Source organism: Hydrobacter penzbergensis (assembly GCF_900106985.1).
Classification (GTDB): Bacteria; Bacteroidota; Bacteroidia; order Chitinophagales; family Chitinophagaceae; genus Sediminibacterium; species Sediminibacterium magnilacihabitans.
In genome coordinates this window covers 162,753-182,452 of sequence record NZ_FNNO01000003.1, presented here as the reverse complement: position 1 = coordinate 182,452, position 19,700 = coordinate 162,753, and the positions used below count along the sequence as shown (strand labels likewise).

The 19,700-nt window shown below is 39.4% G+C and carries 11 protein-coding genes; 10 read left to right on the top strand and 1 reads right to left on the bottom strand.

Annotated elements, in window-relative coordinates; genetic code table 11:
• Positions 1-85 precede the first annotated feature (85 nt).
• The 6 genes from BLU98_RS05295 (at position 86) to BLU98_RS05270 (ending at position 11,899) form a co-directional block, all read left to right on the top strand.
• Positions 86-4,480: a CusA/CzcA family heavy metal efflux RND transporter gene (locus BLU98_RS05295; RefSeq protein WP_092722749.1), complete on the top strand. Its 4,395-nt coding sequence runs from the start codon at positions 86-88 to the stop codon at positions 4,478-4,480.
• A gap of 4 nt (positions 4,481-4,484) precedes the next feature.
• Positions 4,485-5,696 carry an efflux RND transporter periplasmic adaptor subunit gene (locus tag BLU98_RS05290; protein WP_092722747.1) on the top strand — a complete coding sequence of 404 codons (1,212 nt, stop codon included), beginning with the start codon at positions 4,485-4,487 and terminating at the stop codon, positions 5,694-5,696.
• A gap of 15 nt (positions 5,697-5,711) precedes the next feature.
• Complete coding sequence (locus BLU98_RS05285) at positions 5,712-7,724, top strand: heavy metal translocating P-type ATPase (RefSeq protein WP_257574719.1); 2,013 nt, start codon at positions 5,712-5,714, stop codon at positions 7,722-7,724.
• A 73-nt stretch (positions 7,725-7,797) separates the two neighbouring features.
• A complete protein-coding gene (locus BLU98_RS05280) occupies positions 7,798-8,376 on the top strand; it encodes a GNAT family N-acetyltransferase (RefSeq protein WP_092722745.1) in 579 nt (192 codons plus the stop codon).
• Between the two features lie 4 nt (positions 8,377-8,380).
• Positions 8,381-10,582 carry an ATP-binding response regulator gene (locus BLU98_RS05275; RefSeq protein ID WP_092722743.1) on the top strand — a complete coding sequence of 734 codons (2,202 nt, stop codon included), beginning with the start codon at positions 8,381-8,383 and terminating at the stop codon, positions 10,580-10,582.
• A 123-nt stretch (positions 10,583-10,705) separates the two neighbouring features.
• A complete protein-coding gene (locus tag BLU98_RS05270) occupies positions 10,706-11,899 on the top strand; it encodes a hypothetical protein (protein ID WP_092722741.1) in 1,194 nt (397 codons plus the stop codon).
• Positions 11,900-11,948: 49 nt separating this feature from the next.
• Here the strand turns inward: BLU98_RS05270 and BLU98_RS05265 are convergent, their stop codons facing one another.
• Entirely contained in the window at positions 11,949-12,470 is a 522-nt protein-coding gene (locus BLU98_RS05265) for a hypothetical protein (protein WP_092722739.1), read from the bottom strand.
• Positions 12,471-12,721: 251 nt separating this feature from the next.
• Between BLU98_RS05265 and BLU98_RS05260 the strand changes: the two genes are divergently transcribed.
• From BLU98_RS05260 to BLU98_RS05245, 4 genes are all read left to right on the top strand, one after another.
• A complete protein-coding gene (locus BLU98_RS05260) occupies positions 12,722-13,198 on the top strand; it encodes a hypothetical protein (RefSeq protein ID WP_092722736.1) in 477 nt (158 codons plus the stop codon).
• A 188-nt stretch (positions 13,199-13,386) separates the two neighbouring features.
• Positions 13,387-13,674, top strand: a complete 288-nt coding sequence (locus BLU98_RS05255) for a DUF4134 domain-containing protein (protein ID WP_257574718.1) — start codon at positions 13,387-13,389, stop codon at positions 13,672-13,674.
• 15 nt (positions 13,675-13,689) lie between these two features.
• Entirely contained in the window at positions 13,690-14,118 is a 429-nt protein-coding gene (locus tag BLU98_RS05250) for a DUF1896 family protein (RefSeq protein WP_092722732.1), read from the top strand.
• A gap of 38 nt (positions 14,119-14,156) precedes the next feature.
• On the top strand, positions 14,157-19,697 hold the full coding sequence (locus tag BLU98_RS05245) for a helicase-like domain-containing protein (RefSeq protein ID WP_092722730.1): 5,541 nt from the start codon (positions 14,157-14,159) through the stop codon (positions 19,695-19,697).
• Positions 19,698-19,700 lie beyond the last annotated feature (3 nt).

Here is a 19,700-nt window from a genome sequence, read left to right as displayed (position 1 = left end):
TTGGGTTGTGCTATACTCATTGCGGCTATTATAGCTCGAATCATGCACTTTATCCAATATAATATTCTCAAATAGACAATAACACATGTTTCAAAAAATAATTCAGTTCTCTATTAAGAACAAATTAGCAGTGGGTGTATTTACGGTTGCACTCATCATTTGGGGCGTAATATCTGCTATGCGCTTGCCCATAGATGCTGTACCTGACATTACCAACAATCAGGTGCAGATAATCACACAAGCCCCCACATTAGGAGCCCAGGAGGTGGAGCAATTTATTACCACTCCTGTTGAATTAGCGATGGCTAATATTCCCAATGTAATTGTAAAAAGAAGTATCAGCCGTAGCGGTATTTCAGTTATTACTATTGTTTTTAAAGACAATGCGGACATTTATTGGGCAAGGCAGCAAATAAACGAACGGTTGAAAGAAGCCGAAGCGCAAATACCGCAGGGAGTTGGTGAACCTACATTAGCTCCAATCACTACCGGCTTGGGTGAAATATATCAGTACATCATTCATCCGGCAAAAGGATATGAAAATAAATACACGGCTACAGATTTAAGAACCATTCAGGATTGGATAGTAAGAAGGCAGTTAGCCGGCACAGAAGGGTTGGCGGAAGTAAGCGGTTGGGGTGGTTATGTAAAGCAGTATGAAATTGCTTTGGATAATGATAAGCTCAATGCCATGAACATTACCATTCCTGAAATATACAAGGCGCTTGAAAATAATAATGAAAATACAGGTGGCAGCTATATTGAGCAACGCAGCAATGCTTACTTTATTCGTGGATTGGGACTGGTAAAATCATTATCCGATATAGAGAAAATAGTTGTCAAAAATATAAATGGAATGCCGGTACTAATCCGTGACGTGGCAACAGTGCAGTTTGGCAGTGCTATAAGATACGGTGCCGTTACCCGTAATGGCGAAGGCGAAGTTGTGGCTGGTATAACCCTGATGCTGAAAGGTGAAAATTTTGCACAGGTCATTGCCAATGTAAAAGAACGGATGAAGCAGGTACAAAAATCTTTGCCCGAAGGTGTAATAATAGAACCTTTTATTGACAGAACAGAATTGGTGAACCGGGCAATGGGCACAGTAGAAAAAAACCTTATAGAAGGCGGGCTGATAGTAATCTTTGTGTTGGTGCTGCTATTGGGAAATCTAAGGGCAGGGTTAATAGTTGCATCTATAATTCCATTATCAATGCTTTTTGCCATCAGCTTAATGAATCTATTTGGCGTAAGCGGAAACCTGATGAGTTTGGGTGCTATTGATTTTGGATTAATCGTGGATGGTGCAGTTATTATTGTTGAAAGCGTAGTACATCACCTTTTTATGAGTAAGCACCACCACCATGGCATTCTAAAACTTTCACAGCCGCAAATGGATAACGAAGTGTATGAAACTGCAAGCCGCATGATGAGTTCTGCATCCTTTGGTCAAATCATAATTCTTATTGTTTATTTACCCATCCTTTCCTTAGTGGGTATTGAAGGCAAAATGTTTAAGCCTATGGCGCAAACAGTGGCATTTGCCTTATTGGGTGCATTCATTCTATCCCTTACCTATGTTCCCGTGGCAAGCAGTCTTTTTTTGAGTAAGAGAACTGCTCATAAAATAAATATTTCAGACCGCATTATGAACTTTATCAAAAAAGTCTATACACCTGTTTTGAACTTTACACTTCGCTGGAAAAAAACAGTTGTATTATCAATGATTGCTTTGTTTGCAATCAGCTTAATAATCTTCAATGGTTTGGGCGGCGAATTTATTCCAACATTAGAAGAAGGCGATCTCACAGTAGAGATACGAATGGAACAGGGAGTATCCCTGACCAAAGTGGTTGAGACATTTAGTAAAGCAGAAAAAATACTGAAAGACAAATTTCCTGAAATTAATCAGGCTGTTACAAGAATAGGTAGTGCCGAAATACCAACAGACCCTATGCCGGTTGAAAGGGGAGACATGATGCTTGCTATGAAATCAAAAGAAGAATGGACATCTGCACATACCCGTGAAGAAATGATGGAAAAAATGGAAGAAGCATTAAGCATCTTACCCGGTGTAAGCGCTGAAATTACTCAGCCTATGCAAATGCGTTTTAATGAGTTAATAACCGGCATCCGGCAGGATGTAGCAATAAAAGTTTACGGAGCAGATTTGGAAATATTAAATGCACAGGCAAATAAAATAGCAGGTCTTATAAAGAATGTAAAGGGTGTAAGTGAACCTATAGTTGAAAAAGTAAATGGCTTACCCCAAATACAAGTGGAATATAACAGAGATAAAATTGCTCAATATGGGCTTACCATCAGCGATGTGAATATGATATTAAAAACAGCTTTCGCAGGTAATGTAGCAGGCGTAGTGTTTGAAGGAGATAAACGATTTGATATGGTGGTGCGGTTAAAAAAAGATTTGCGACAGGATTTAAGCAATATTCAAAACCTGTATGTGCCATTGCCGTCAGGAAACAAAGTACCGCTTAACCAGGTTGCTGATATTTCATTTAAAGATGCTCCTGCTCAAATAAGCCATGAAGATGGGCAGCGTAGAACCTATGTTGGTTTTAATGTACACGGCAGAGATGTTGAAAGCACAGTAGAAGAAATTCAGCAAATTTTAGATACAAAACTAAAGTTACCCGTTGGCTATTATTATACCTATGGCGGTCAGTTCCAAAACCTGAAAGAAGCAAAGGGTAGATTGGGGATTGCTATTCCGGTAGCCTTATTGCTTATTCTAATTTTACTGTATTTCACATTTCATAGTATCAAACAATCATTGCTCATTTTTAGTGCTGTTCCATTATCTGCTATTGGCGGCATTATCGCATTGTGGGTAAGAGGTATGCCATTCAGTATTTCAGCAGGTGTTGGGTTTATTGCCTTATTTGGTGTAGCTGTGTTAAATGGTATTGTACTTATCGGCTATTTTAATCAATTAAAAGAAGAAGGTATAACAGATATTTACGAAAGAGTAAGAAAGGGAACAGCAGTACGATTAAGACCAGTAATAATGACTGCAATGGTTGCCTCTTTGGGTTTTCTGCCAATGGCTCTTTCAACCGGTGCAGGCGGTGAAGTGCAGAAACCTTTGGCTACTGTTGTTATTGGGGGCTTAATTACCGCAACGGTATTAACTATGTTGGTATTGCCTGCACTCTATATTCTTTTCAATTCTAAAATCAATCTGAAAATAACGAAAATGAAAAAAGAGCCAACCTTAGGCAACATTCCAATTATTTTATTAATCATTGGTTTAGGATGTTTGTTTGCTAACAAATCCAATGCACAAGGCAATCAAAGAACATTGCAGCAATGCATTGACACCGCTTTAAGAAACAATTTACAAATAAAAGCAGCAGACCTAAACATTCAGCATTCAACCGTATTGCAAAGAACAGCGTTTAATCCTGATAAAACATTCTTGCAGGTAACACAGGACCCAACCAGTGGCGGCAATATTGATAATAGTATTGGTATTACTCAAAATTTTGCTTTCCCAACGGTATATGCGAATCAAAGCAAGGTGCTGAAACAAGAAACGCTTTTAGCACAGAAATCAAAATTGTTATCAAGGAATGAAATTATTAAAGAAGTAACGGAAGCGTACTATGCCCTTTTATTCGGATTGCAAAGAGTAAAGCTCCTTCAACAACAGGATAGTATTTATAATAATTTCCTTCAAAGAGCTACACTTCGCTACAACACAGGCGAAACAAACCTGCTTGAAAAAATGAATGCTGAAAGCCGGTATAGAGAAAATCAGTTGCTGCTTAAACAGGCAAATACAAACGTTGGCAGTTATCAACTTGTCTTGCAAAAATGGTTAAATACAACTGAACAAATTTTACCGGAAGAAAAGGAATTGCAAAAACTCCCTGATGTTTTTAATGCAGATACGTCAGCCGTTAATAACAATCCTTTGATGTCTTATTTTAATCAAAGCCTTAATGTAAATACTGCACAGTTAAAGTTGGAGCAAAGTAAGTTTCTGCCCGATTTAAGTATTGGTTATTTCCACCAGGCAATTATAAAAAGTTTTGACCCGGCAAGTATTGACAGAAAATATTTTCCGGGTACAAGAATGGCTGGCATACAGGTGGGCATTGGTGTCCCTTTGTTTTTTGGCTCACAAAAAGCAAAAGTTAAAGCAGTGAAAATAAATAATACTTTAATTGAAACTCAAAGACAACAAGCATTGCTTTACCTGCAAAATAATTATGCCGTTCAATATAATGAGTATCTGAAAGCAAAAGAAGCATTACAGTATTATGAAACCGTTGGGCTCAAACAAGCTGATGATATTTTTAAAATATCAAGCACAGCTTACACCAAAGGAGAAATTGGATACATGGAATATATTCAAAACCTGCAAACAGCTATTAATACCAGGTTGCAATATGCAGATGCTGTAAATCAATACAATCAATCCATCATTTTGTTAAACTATTTAAAAGGCAATTAATACAATGAAATCAGTAAATATAAAATCAAGAGTTCTGATTGCCATCATAGTAATGGCAGCCATTTTTACATCATGCAAAAACAGCACTGTATCAGCGAAAAAGGAAGTTGAAAAAAAGGAGGCTGAAAAGCCTGATATTATTGAGCTATCCGAAGCACAAATGAAAGCAGTAGATATTGAGTTAGGTACAATAGAAATGAAAAACCTGAACAGCGTTGTTAAATCAAGCGGACAACTGGAAGTGCCACCGCAAAACAAAGCAAGTGTTAACTCTTTAGTGCCGGGGATAATTAAAAAGATTTTAGTATTGGAGGGCAATTATATTCATCAGGGTCAAACCTTAGCAGTATTGGAAAATACAGACATTGTAAGATTACAGCAAGATTATCTTACACTCAAAAAAGAGTTTGTTTATACGCAACAAGAGTATCAGCGCCAAAAGGAACTAAATACTGAAAGTGCAGGCACCGGTAAAGTATTTCAGCAGGCAGCATCAAAGTACGAGACAGATAAAGCAAGGCTTGCGGGAATGGAAACACAGTTACAACAGTTAGGTATCAACCCGGCTTCGGTGGCTGGTGGCGACTTTACCAAGCAAATTCCGATACTTGCCCCTATCAATGGTGTAATAGGTCATATCACAGTTAAGACGGGGAGTTTTGTTGATATGCAAACTTCATTAATGGATATAGTGGATAATTCAAAAGTGCATTGCGATTTGCAGGTTTACGAAAAAGATTTGTTTAAAGTAAAAGCCGGCCAGAAAGTTGAGTTTGTTTTAACCAATCAAAACAATAAGCAAATAGCGGGAATAATTTACGGCATTAATCAGTCATTTGAAAATGAAAACAAATCCATTATTGTTCATGCCCAAATTAATAATACAGGAAGCCTGAAACTCCTGCCTGGTATGTATGTTTCTGCACTAATCAATACCGGTAACCAAAATGTGCAGGCGGTGCCTGTTGATGCCGTTGTTAGTGCCGAAGGCAAACAATATATGTTTTTATTAACTAGCGATGAAGAAAAGAAAGCGGAAGACGGTAACACAGAAAAAGTATTACCGTTTAAGAAAATAGAAGTTGCCACAGGTGTCAGTGAATTGGGTTATATAGAAATAACGCCTTTGGAAGAGATACCTAAGAATGCAAGGATTGTAACGAAAGGAGCCTTTTATATTCTTTCCAAATCCGGAGGAGGAGAAGAAGAACATTAATCATAAAAGATAATAATGATGGAACACAAACATATATACGATGCACGTGGCAGGCAGCTTTGTTGCACCGAGGAAGCAAAAATTTATACTAAAGTAGATACCGATTTACTTATTAAAAAACATCCTGTATCGGGCAGACAAATAAAAAAGAATGAGAAAATTCAAACACTTAAACAGTTTGTCCCTTCAATTATCAGCTTTGTACTTCTAATTGTTGCGTTGGCATTTGATAACAACTGGATAAGCAAGCCTGCCTTTTTCAAAGACTGGATAAGGCTTGCATGGTACATTGTGGCTTACGCACCGGTAGGCTTACCTGTGATGAAAGAAATGCTGGAAGCCTTTACCAAAAAAGAAATCTTTTCTGAATTTACATTAATGGTAATTGCAACTGTTGGCGCATTTGCAATTGGCGAATATCCAGAAGGCGTTGCTGTGATGCTCTTTTATGCAGTTGGTGAAATATTCCAAACACTTGCAGTCCGTAGAGCAAAAGGAAATATAAAAGAACTGCTTGACCAGCGACCCGATGAAGTAACCATTATGGATAACAATCAGCCCAAAACTGTAAAAGCAGAACAGGTAAGCATTGACAGCGTTATTCAATTAAAACCCGGAGAAAAACTGGCATTGGATGGTGTGTTAATTTCAAATACTGCTTCATTCAATACTGCTGCACTTACCGGTGAAAGCAAGCCCGACACCAAAAGCAAAGGAGATACTGTTCTAGCAGGAATGATTAACCTGAATGGTGTATCATTAGTTAAAGTTACAACAGTTTATACTGACAGTAAGTTAAGTAAGATTTTAAACCTTGTGCAAAATGCCACAACTCAAAAAGCAAAAACCGAATTATTCATCCGCAGGTTTGCAAAAATCTACACACCTGTTGTTGTGTTTCTTGCAATAGCTATCTGCATTGTGCCAATGGCTTTTGCAGAAAACTATGTGTTCAGGGATTGGCTCTACCGGACATTAATATTCTTGGTTATTTCATGCCCCTGTGCGTTGGTAATATCAATTCCTTTAGGCTATTTCGGAGGCATTGGAGCCGCCAGCCGTAACGGTATTCTTTTCAAAGGCAGCAATTTTTTAGACATCATTGCCGGAATAAAAAATGTGGTGATGGATAAAACAGGCACCATGACCAAAGGTGTTTTCAAAGTGCAGGAAGTAAACATCAAGCCACAATTCAATAAAGACGAAATACTGCAAATGGTAAATGCTTTGGAAAGTAAAAGCACCCATCCTGTTGCCACGGCTATACATGAATATGTAGGGGAAATAAATCATAACCTTTCGTTGAATGGTATTGAAGAAGTGGCAGGACATGGTTTAAAAGCAAACATCAATGGAAAAGAATTATTGGTTGGCAATTTCAAACTGATGGATAAATACAATATCAGCTACGATATAAACCCGTCTGAAATTGTGTACACACTTATTGCCATTGCTAATGATAGGCAGTTTGCAGGGTACATAACCATTGCTGATGAAATAAAAGAAGATGCTGCTGATGCAGTGCAGAAATTAAAAGCGATGAATGTAACAGCAACCATGTTAAGTGGGGATAAATCAACCGTAGCAAAAGCAGTGGCAGACAAAATTGGAATTACAAATGCCTTTGGCGATTTATTGCCTGAAGACAAAGTAAACAAGGTAAAAGAAATAAAAGCCCGTAATGAAAGTGTTGCCTTTGTAGGTGATGGTGTAAACGATGCACCTGTGGTTGCATTAAGTGATGCAGGCATTGCAATGGGTGGTTTAGGAAGCGATGCAACTATTGAAACTGCCGACATAGTAATACAGGACGATGCACCTTCTAAAATTCCGCTTGCAATCAATATTGGTAAACAAACAAAACGCATAGTGTGGCAAAACATCATTTTAGCATTTGCAGTAAAAGCAGTTGTACTGTTATTAGGCGCAGGTGGTTTAGCTACCATGTGGGAAGCTGTGTTTGCAGATGTGGGAGTGGCGTTACTGGCAATACTGAATGCTGTGAGGATACAGAAAATGGAGTTTTAAGGTATGGGCAATAAAGCTTGGTAATCTGCTCGCAATATTAATAGCATTTATTTCATTAATAAAATTGAATATCATGAAAAACGCAAAACGAAATGACAAAGCTTTAGTAGTTGAAATATTAGCTAAATCGTTTGAATCAAACCAAAGCGTTAATTACATCTTAAGACAAGGCAAGAAGCGAGAACAACGAATACGTGCATTAATGGACTATTCCTTTGAGGTGTGCTATTTGTTTGGCGAAGTCTTCCTGTCCAATGACAATAAAGCCTGTGCGCTTGTTGTATATTCAGACAAAAAGAAAACCACGCTAAAATCAGTTCTATTAGACCTCAAATTGATATTCCAGTGCGTTGGCTTTAGTAATGTGAGCAAAACACTGAAAAGAGAAAAACTGATAAACAGTGCCCATCCTAAAATTCCATTCTGTTATCTATGGTTTATCGGTGTTGCGTCCGATGAACAAGGTAAAGGCATAGGAAGCAAGTTACTTCAATCTATACTTGACTATAGCGATCAGCAAAATCGGCCTGTTTATCTTGAAACCTCAACACTCAGAAACCTGCCGTGGTATAACAAATTCGGATTTGAATGTTATCATGAAGAAGAGCTAAGCTACCATTTGTATTTCTTTAAAAAGGAGTTTAAAAAGTGAGACAATGTTAGTGTTTGGAACACAAATGCACATTGTCACATTTCTTTTTGTGAGCATAGAAATAGTTATCTTTTTCTACCTGGCAATCTTTCATTTTGCCCGACCGGATGATAAGACAACTAAACTGAATTTGATTCTTATATTTTTACTGCTCACCTACAATATTACCGGAGGTTTATTGCCTGATCCTAAATTACCAGGCTCCTATTTCCTACAGGAAGTAATAGCGTATGCTACAGGTTTCATTACGCCATGCTATTTCCCATATTATGTATTTAAAGCGTTTGGCTTGACAAAGTTGAGATTTCACGCCTATAAGGGTGTTTATCTATTCCTGATTTTTCCCTATTGTATTTTCGTTTTTATTTTTTGGCTTACCGGAGATCTAAAAGACGCACAAAATCTGCTTATCATTCCTGTACTGTATGCGATTTGGGTAATTATCTCTTTAAGTAAAGCTATCCGCTACAAATACAACCATGATTTTTCCAGTGTAAACGCACGTCAGGAAATGATTGTGCTGTTATTTAGCTTAACTCCCTGGATAGGTCTCCCCATTATCACCTATTTCAATCTTGGGCAAGCAGTTGAAGCGTTGGTTACAAACATTGGCTTTCTTTTGCTATTCGGTCTGCAGGTAAACAGGCACGTTACAGAATTGAGAACTGAGCATGAAAAACTGATGGAATCAGAACAACGACTACGAAGCTGGAATGCTGATCTAAGGGACGAAGTTACCAAACGCACAAAGGAACTGGAAAAGATCAATGAGCAAAGAACGAACAACTTTATCAATCTCGTTCATGAAACCAAAACACCTTTGACACTGATAAAAAATTATCTGGATGAATACATAAGCAAACATGGTGCTGTTGAAGAACTTGATGTTATAAAAGGCGGTGTAGATAAATTGACCGCTGACGTAATTAACCTATTTGATATTGAACGTTTTTCAAAAGGTATTGATTCGTACACGCATGACCAGGTTTCTGATATAAGTAGTATTTTACGGGATAGCCTTCCCCTGTTTCAGCATTATTGTGTTAAACATAAAATCGAATGCTCAACTATTGTAGAAGAGAATATTTTAGTTAAGGCAGACCCCAATGCCATTTTTAGAATCATAAATAATATTGTTGAAAATGCTATCAAGTTTACAGACCCAGGGGGCGAAATCATTATTTCATTAACAACTCTTGAAGATGAAGTAGTATTTTCAGTAACAGATACAGGCATAGGTATTCCACAAGAATTACAAAAGAAAATCTTTGAACCTTATTACCAAATAGGATACAAAAATACCATCCTTCAGGGTATGGGGCTTGGTTTGCCGATAGTGAAGAAAGTGGTTGAAGGGCTGGGCGGAACTATTGTAATTGAGAGCAATCCTTCCAAGAGCCTGGGAACTAAAGTTATCATTTCGCTTTCGAGATACGAACCAAGAGAGAATGACAAGCCGGTTAAAGATGTGGATGGGATAACCAAGCTCAACTATTTTAACTATGATAATATCAGCGATGGCGAATATGAAGCAGAAAAAAGAACAATACTGTTAGTTGAGGATAACATTGCAATGATCAATTTTATTGCGAATAAGCTGCGGACTACCTACAATGTTTTTTGCGCTTGCAACGGGTCGGATGCTTTAAAAAAGCTATTTGCAATGCCCGTAACGCCTGATTTGGTACTTTCCGATGTTATGATGGATAAAATGGACGGTTATGCTTTCATTAAAACGCTTTCAGAACAGGATAAGTACAGTCATATACCCATTATTCTTTTAACCGCTAAATCTACTCCTACAGATCGCCTGAAGGGTTTACGACTTGGGGCGATAGATTTTATTTCAAAGCCGTTTTCATTTGAGGAATTAAGTCAGAAAATCGAAACCATACTCGATAACATTGTAAGGCAGCAAAAGGCAATAATCAACACATCCATTGCTAACCTCAAAACGGGGAAAAATCAAGAAGCTGACAAGATGGCTCAATCTTCAATTTCAACCTTTGAACAAAACTGTAAGTTACTTCAACTTACGGCAAGGGAAACAGAAATAGTTCGTCTGATAATGAAAGGAAAGACCTACAAAAACATAGCAACAGCGTTATTTATTTCGGAAAAAACTGTAACCAAGCACATACAAAATATTTTTATCAAAGCAGAAGTTTCCAATAAGGTAGAGCTTATAAATAAACTGAACAAATAGCCAACAAGGTGTTGATTTAGTAGTATTTAAGTACGAAAATAGTAGAAATGCCGTATAGGTTTGCGCAATAGCCGCATCTACCTTTGCAGAAGGCGAATAGTCGTCAGAACTAAAGTTAAGGGTATGTGTGAAGGCTATGTTTTGGAATGGTTGGACACTTTGGTTACCGTCACTTTAAATCCGGTAAAAACTAAGACGGTTATTACTACACCTGATGAAATACTAAAAATTCAGGAGCAGGTAATCACCCAAAAAGATAAGGTTCAGTCTGCCATTAAGTCAACTGTCTTTAATCTTAATGATGAGGCAAAAATCAGGTGTCTGATAAAAAAATATCACTCTAGTTTGATTACGTTACTGGATCAGGCATTGGAAGACCTGGCACTTATTTCGGAAAACGGTTCTGTAAAGCAGGTATTGGATTTAATCATTTCCTGTATTGATGAGTTATTGACTTTAATCGAACACAGATTTACAAGTTATTTAAGCGTAGATGAAAGAGTACCTACAACATATCTGGCAGTGTTTAAAAAAGAATTGACGAAGCGCCTTTCAACGATTGACAAAAAGTTACGTGGGAATGAGGCATATCGACAAGCTTTCAAAGTAGTGAAGCAGGAATTGGAGGCTTTTTTGATGCAACCATCGGATAAGTACACCTATATATTTCAGGAAATATTTTACATAAGGGATTTATGCTTAGAACTGGAACATCTTGAAGCGATAGACGATGCTACTGTCTATTCCAGGCTTGATGAACTGCTTATCAATATGAACTTCAATAGTAAGACTTATATCTATTTCTTAACGCAAAGATTGGCAGCTAACATTAATAACATTGAGCAAGCCGGTGAAAAAATGGAAAGGCTATTGTTTTGCCTTAAACTGTTTAAACAGTACCATAAAAAGCCGGGAATAATCTTTAATCCGAAGGATGCTGACTTGCATAAGCAGGTGTCCAACTGGTTTACTCAGGAAGTATTTTATTTGGAAAAGAAGATACACTATTCGATAATACCCATAAAAGGCGACACCGCACCTAAAGAAGTTTCTAACAAGGAAAAGCAAAAACTCTTATCTGTACTTTCAGTAGATCAGATGGCATTGATATTACGGGCAGCGGATGATTTGAAAATCGTTATGGCACGCTCCCTGAATAGCGTATTTAAGAATATTGTGCCTTATTTGTCCACGCCTTATCAGGAAAATATTTCTTACGACAGCATGAGAAGCAAATCTTATTCAGCAGAAATTCGGGATAAAGAAATAGTAACGGAGACACTAAAACTAATGATTAAAAAGATAAGTGAATATTGAAGTGTCGTTGTGTAATAACAAAACATTCCTATCACTTTTGTTGTCGGCGTTATGGCTGTTTATCCAGCTTCCAGCCTGTATCAAAATGAGAAAGGTTAGCACGCTTTGTTTCTTTTTCAGAAAGGTCACGTTTTAAAAGTTTGGCAAAAGGTGTGATGTTTTTATATACAACAGTGTACTCTACATTAGCACTTTTCTTATCATCCTGTAGCTGAATGCCGGTAATCTCTCCTAAGTCCATATCGGCAATTTTTACCACCTGCACATTATTGTATTTGTCGTCTATGCGAATAAGGTAGGGCTTTGCCTTTTCTGTAAAATGAACAATAGGCTGTCCGGCATCTTTTAGCTTCTGTGTTTTATCCACTGTTACCCATCCATCAGTCTCCAGTCCTGCATCCAACAGCTTTCTGGCACTTGCCGGATCAGTCATGTTGATTTCATACTCATACGCTTTGGGATAATTCTTAGCAGTGCGTATAACTGATGCCGCTTCTTCTTTTTCCAATTTGATCTGACTGCATGATGCCAGGAGCAATATGGCAAGCCCGAATACACTTACTGTTTTCATAACAATGCTTTTTAGCTATTCAACAATAAAGACCAATCAAAATTTCCGACTACTAATTTAAAAAAAATAATCGGTTCTAAGCACTTTGAAATAGCTGATACCCATAGGGGTACAAGGGGTACAACTTTAAGTAAAAGAAAAGTTGGACTTGAAACGCCTTGCTCGTCTTCGTTTTTTTGCTATCAGAAACGACGGAATACAAACGGCTTTAATGGTCGGATTGAAAAGTGTAAACGAAAAAAAGCAAGCGTATGTTAAAAAGCATTTCATGGTCAGACTACATCATTGCAGTTGCCATACTATTAGCCATCTACTACCTCTTTGTAGGTATGCGGTATTTTTCAGTTGAGATCAAAGATCTCCTGTCCGGGAAACGAAAGCTGAAGCTCAAAGCAGCCCTCCCTAATAATCGTGCTGCATATAATCCTGACGATGAACAGAGCCAACAAGAAATAGGCGGCTTTGAAAATACAACTGATGATGAATTTACAGAGGTAGAGCATCTCATTGAACGCCTTAAAGATGTTATTACTGACGCTTCGCGGAGGAAGATGATCCCGCAGGAATTTAAACAATACCTCAGTATGGTATTGAAAGAATATCCGTCCGTAAGATACTCCCCGCTTCGGTCATCTGTAAACGAACTAATCATATCAGAATGTCAAAAATATGGGACTGTTACACTTAATGAAGAGGAAGTGGAACTGTTGTGGAAAGAAGCAGTGTAGCAGCCCATTAACGGAGCGTGCTTCCCTGTCCCTCCTGGTGCGTAAGGGCAATGTGTGGAAGGATTAGCGGGATGTGTGACGGCGAAGCCGCTCCTTTTTTAAAGAGAGTTGATTTCAAATTTTAATAAACGTGTGTTATGGAAATGTGCAGCAGGAAAACAAAAGGAAATAACCGTAAAAAGGTTATCATGATGTGTGTCGCTTTGGCACTACTTGCCATCCACTACAGTGCATTCGCCCAGGATGGTATTCAGGGTATCAACGAAGCCAATACTAAAGTGCGAAGCTACTTTTCCGCAGGTACTAATCTCATGTACGCTGTGGGCGCACTGCTTGGGTTAATTGGCGCAGTTAAGGTGTACCAGAAATGGAACGCTGGTGATCAGGATACCGGCAAAGTTGCAGCCGCCTGGTTTGGCAGTTGCATTTTTCTGGTAGTAGTGGCTACTGTTATTCAATCCTTCTTTGGTGTTTAAAAAAAAGCAGGACGTATGCAAAGTATGCTAACGGAAAGGTTGTGGGCGTATATCGTCCACAACAATCCTGACCTTATGCTCAGGTTACAGGAAGACCATTCAGTTACCCGGTATCTGGAGGAAAAGGTAAATGCAGTAATGCCAATGGTAGCGGAGCTTCTTGGCGAAGGAAAGCCGCAATATATTATTGAGGAGCTATGTCTTAATGCCATGACGGAAGAATTGAAACCGTCCCGCTACCAGTATATCCGCACAGTCATAGAAGAAGAATTTAATACAGACTACGAGCGGATGAAAGAAAGCGGAACACTCACTTATGAAGTGGTGAACCTCATTGAAGTCTGCAAAGACATCTTTAGTGATTTTGATTTTAATACCGAAAACGAGGCAAACAGGCATTTGAGATATGCCATCATTGGGCAGGTACATGACTATCTCGCCTAAGCCAAAAAAGGAAAAGTGAAGAAAGAAAATGTGTGGTTATGGCTTACAATGTTTCCCAAAAGCTGCAAGATAATCTACGTGCTATCCGTATAGCATTGGATTATCAAAACGGTCAACCGCTTACAGCGGATGATTCCATCAGCCTGAAAAAATATGCAGGTTTTGGTGGCATCAAAGCCGTTTTATATCCATACGGCACACCGGAGGATTGGCAGGCGAATGGCGCTACAAAAGAAGACCTGAAACATCATGGTGCAATGATGGAATTGCATGGCCTGCTCAAAGAAAACTTCAACGATGCAGCCTATAAAGAAATCATTGCTTCATTACGCAACAGTGTGCTGACCGCATTTTACACACCAGAAGTTGTACCGCAAACATTGTATAGCGTACTGGCAGCACAAGGCATTCAACCGAAAAGATTGTATGAACCTTCAGCCGGTTCGGGTGTGTTTATTAGTGAAGCTGTTACTGCGTTCTCTGACATGGCGCAGATTACAGCAGTTGAAAAAGACAGGCTCACGGGATTGGTGCTATCTGCCATTAACAGTACACTCCCTGTTAAAGTAACAACACATATCACAGGCTTTGAAGAAGCTCCGGTGAAAGATAACGGTAGCTACGACCTGGTGGTAAGTAATACTCCATTTGGGAATTTTTCGGTATATGATGAAGCCTTTCCTGATAAGGAATTATCAGGAAAAATACACAACTACTTTTTTGCTAAAGGTCTGGACAAGCTGGCTGAAGGTGGTTTAATGGCTTTCATCACAACAGACGCTTTCCTGAACAGTCCATCTAACCACACGGCAAGAGAATACCTGTTTCAACGTGCAGATTTTGTGAGCCTGGCTGTGATGCCGGATAATCTGATGAAAGATACCGGCAATACCGAAGCGCCAAGCCATCTGCTGATTGTTCAAAAGAATACGGCAAAGGAAAAGATAAGCTGGGAGGAAGACCACCTGAATGAAGTAAGAGAAAGGGAAAATGAATTTGGACGCTTCCCCTATAACTATTTTATCTCTACCCACGATCACGACGTGGTTATGGGTAATATACGAAAATCAGGTACAAACCAATATGGCAGAGCAACAGAGGTGGTATGGCAGGATGGCGACATTAACCAGATCAGCGATAGCCTTTATGCCAGCCTAAACCACCAATTCCAAAATCGTTTCAATAACGGGCTATTTCAGAAAGCCCAAACAATAGCATTACCAGTTGCGGAAAACGAAGGCAAAAAGCTAACCTATCTACCAATGCCGGAAAATAAGACAGAAACGGCATCCGTACAATTAGGATTATTTGATACGGCCCCGGCAGAACAGATCAACCGGGCAATGGCGTATATTAATCCACTCGATGAAACAGTCGTACAAAAAACTACTGCGCGTATCATTGGCACAATCCGTACAACGGATAAGCCAAGCCATGAAAACGTAGTCTTACTCACAGCAAAGCAGCACAAAAGCAACCGTTTTTTATACAAGCTCTATTCCAATGTCAAAGAAGTAGATCACCTGTCCGCTAACTGGATGGATGCAAGATTATTGGGGCATGAGCTGACAGGTATTTCCAATTACCTCAAACAGTTTGACCACAGCTTCAGGTATGAAGGTGATCAAACATTGGAAGGGTTCTTCCGCTTTGAACAAAAAGCGCCGCTTCCTTTTATCGGGCTAAAGACTTATTACCAGGAAGGCACATTAGTCATACACATGGGCAGTATAGGCACGATTGGCAATCCTGATCCTGAATACAAGCAAGCTGTATTTCAGCCTCTTGGTCTTCAGGGAAATATCCGCTTCTATGAAAATTACACGGCGCTTCGTGATTCCTATCTCGAATTATCAGCTAAAGAAGTGTCAGGGGAAATGATAAGCGATGCTGACAGGGACAAGCTCAACAACGCATACGAACGGTTTACTGCTGAATACGGTCTTTTAAATAGCCACGATAACCGCAGGCGTATCCTGGAAGATACAGCCTTTGGCGTTATTGCGCTTTCCTCTCTGGAACGCAGGGACGGTGAACGGTTTGTAAAAGCCGATATACTTACTCATTCTATTCATCAGGTAAAGGAACGTTTTATAACTGATGATCCTATTGAAGCCCTTGCTCATAGCCTTAACGATACAGGCAAAGTAGATATAGGATTTATCAGTGCGGGAATGGGGTTAGAAGAAAACGAAGTTATTGCTCGTCTGGGCAATCATGTATATCTAAACCCTGCAACAAATGAATGGGAAACAGCAGACCAGTATTTAAGTGGTAACGTAGTAGATAAGTTGCGGCAGGCAGCGCATTTGCAAAATCAGTTCACGGATAACCTACAATACAAAAGAAGTGCTGAAGCAATATTAAAAGTACAACCGGAGCGCATACCCTTTGAGTTACTGGATTTCAATTTGGGTGAGCGTTGGATACCTACTTCTTATTATGAGCGTTTTGCCTCGCAACTATTTGAGCAAAATACAGACATCAACTATTTCCCTTCACTGGATGCTTTCAAGGTAAGCACAGGGATGAATATCAAGGTAACAAGGGAGTTTGCTGTTACACCAAAGAGTGGACGTACCACCTACGGATATACGTTGATGGAACATGCACTTGAGAACACTACGCCTTTCTTTACTTATGAGGTAAAAGGGCCTAACAATACAACCATCAGGTTGCCGGATAATGAGGCTATACAACTGGCTCACCAAAAGATTGAGCAAATCAGGGGTGGGTTTATTACCTGGCTGAATGAACTGCCTGATTCAGAAAAGAAGGATTTAGAGAACCTGTACAATGACACATTCAACTGTTATGTATTACGGGAATTTGACGGAAGCCATCTCAAATTTCCCGGCTTGGATAAAAAAGCATTAGGTATTGAAGATCTGTACAGTTCGCAAAAAAACGCAGCATGGCGCATTATACAGAACCGTGGCGCTTTGATAGACCATGAGGTAGGATTAGGCAAAACTCTTACCATGATTGTTTCTGCGCAAGAAATGAAACGCCTGGGCATCGTTCATAAGCCTATGATTGTGGCGTTGAAAGCAAACGTGAACCAGATAGCGGAAACTTATAAAAAAGCCTATCCTAAAGCCCGTATTCTATTTCCCGGACAAAACGATTTTACACCAGCGCAACGGCTGAGACTATTCCACGAGATAAAAAATAATAATTGGGATTGTATCATCCTCACACATGATCAGTTTGGTAAAATACCGCAGTCACCGGACATACAAAAAGAAATATTTCAGGTAGAGCTGGATAATGTAGAACGTGATTTGGAAACTATCAGGGAACTCGGTGGCGAAATATCCAAAAAGATGCTCAAAGGGTTGGAAATCCGAAAGAACAATCTGGAGGGAAAACTAAAATCAGTCCTCAAAGACATAGAGGAAAAGAAAGATGCAGGTATCAACTTTAAAGAAATGGGTATTGATCATTTGTTCGTAGATGAATCCCATAAGTACAAAAATCTCACTTTCACTACACGTCATAACAGAGTTGCTGGCCTCGGCAATATAGAAGGCAGCCAAAAGGCACTCAATATGCTGTTTGCAGTTCGGGAACTGCAAAACCGTTTTAACGCTGATCTGTGCGTAACCTTCCTTTCGGGTACACCTATATCCAACAGCCTTACCGAAATGTATTTGCTGTTCAAATACCTGCGCCCAAAGGAAATGGAGCGTCAGCATATTGAAAACTTTGATGGTTGGGCAGCCGTATTCGCACGCAAGACAACCGACTTTGAGTTTTCAGTAACCAATGAAATCATAGCCAAAGAACGGTTCAGGCATTTTATCAAAGTGCCTGAATTGGCTTTATTCTATAATGAAATCACCGATTACAAAACGGCAAAACATATCAACCTCGACAAGCCGGATTTGAATGAAACGCTGGTAAACATTAAACCAACGCCGGAACAAACTGAGTTCATCAAAAACCTGATGCAATTCGCTAAAACCGGCAACGGTGAACTGATTGGACGTGGCAGGCTGACGCCAGAAGAAGATAAGGGCAGGATGCTCATCGCTACCAATTATGCAAAGAAGATGGCCGCAGACATGCGTCTGATTAACGAGTGGAAATATAGCGATCACCCCGACAATAAAGTAAATGTTAGTGCCAGAAAAATTGCGGATATATACAAACTAAGTATGGAGCATAAGGGTACGCAAATTGTCTTTTCTGACATAGGCACACCCAAATCCGCTGAGTTCAATATTTATGATGCTCTTAAAGAAAAACTGACCAGGGATTTTAATATTCCTGAACGGGAAATCACTTTTATCCACGATTGGACAGATGTTAAGAAGCCCGAACTGTTCCGTAAAATGAACAGAGGTGAAATACGCATTCTGTTAGGCAGTACAGAGAAAGCAGGAACAGGCTTAAATGTGCAGCAGCGTGTCGTAGCCATGCACCATCTTGATATTCCGTGGAAGCCTTCGGAACTGGAGCAACGTAATGGCCGTGGTGCACGTCAGGGCAACCTTCTTGCTAAAGAGCATTACGGCAACAAAGTGCAAAACTATGTATATGCGGTAGAGCAATCATTGGATAACTACAAATTCAACCTGCTAAAGAATAAGCAGACGTTCATTTCACAAATGAAAAATTGTGAGTTGAATGTACGCACGATAGACGAGGGCGCAATTGATGAAAAAAGCGGTATGAACTTCTCCGAATACATAGCCATTCTTTCCGGCGACACTTCATTACTCGAAAAATCAAAACTGGAAAAAAAGATAGCGGTAATGGAAAGCCTGAAAGTATCCCACTTCAGGGAAATATCACGCAATAAATATCAGTTGGAAAACCTGCAAAACGAAAAAGCATCGGCTATTAAAATCCTCGATAAGCTCACAGCAGATGAAAAGGTGTACAAAGCCAGCCTTCAACTGGATAAGGAGGGTATTAAAGTCAATCCCATCAAACTGGATAATATCAGTTCAGCAGATAGCGAAGCTATAGGCAAACATATCATCAAACTGTACCAGGACTGGAAACCTGCTGCTACAGGTGAGCATACAGCACAGATAGGTACACTATATGGCTTCAATCTGTATATCCGCAGGCAACAGGAAGCCTACGAGGAAAATGGTGTTTTTGAATATCGCTACTCCAATAGCTTTTATGCTCAGCGTGGTGATGATGGCATTAAATACACCTATAACAATGGTCTTCCCAATACAGATAATCCTAAGCTGGCTGCAAGGCATTTTCTCAATGCTATTGACCGGGTTGAAAGCCTGAGAGAAAAGTATGAGCATACATTGGCTGACCTGAATACAGCCATACCCAAAATGGAGCAGCTTACTGCGAAGCCTTTTTTGCAGGAGACCGAATTACTACAAATGAAGAATGAACTGGCTAATCTGGAACGGCAGATAGCCATCAATATACAGGAAAACCAGTTGAAACAGCAGCAGGGAGAAGGAAGCGAACCGGAAGATATTGGCGAAACACCTGTGATTCAACTGGCAGAAAAAGTAAATGGGCATTCCGTTCCGAAGGAAGTTGTACTGGCATCGCAACAGGTGGCAGAACGTTCTCGCAGCAGGATGAGATTATAAACA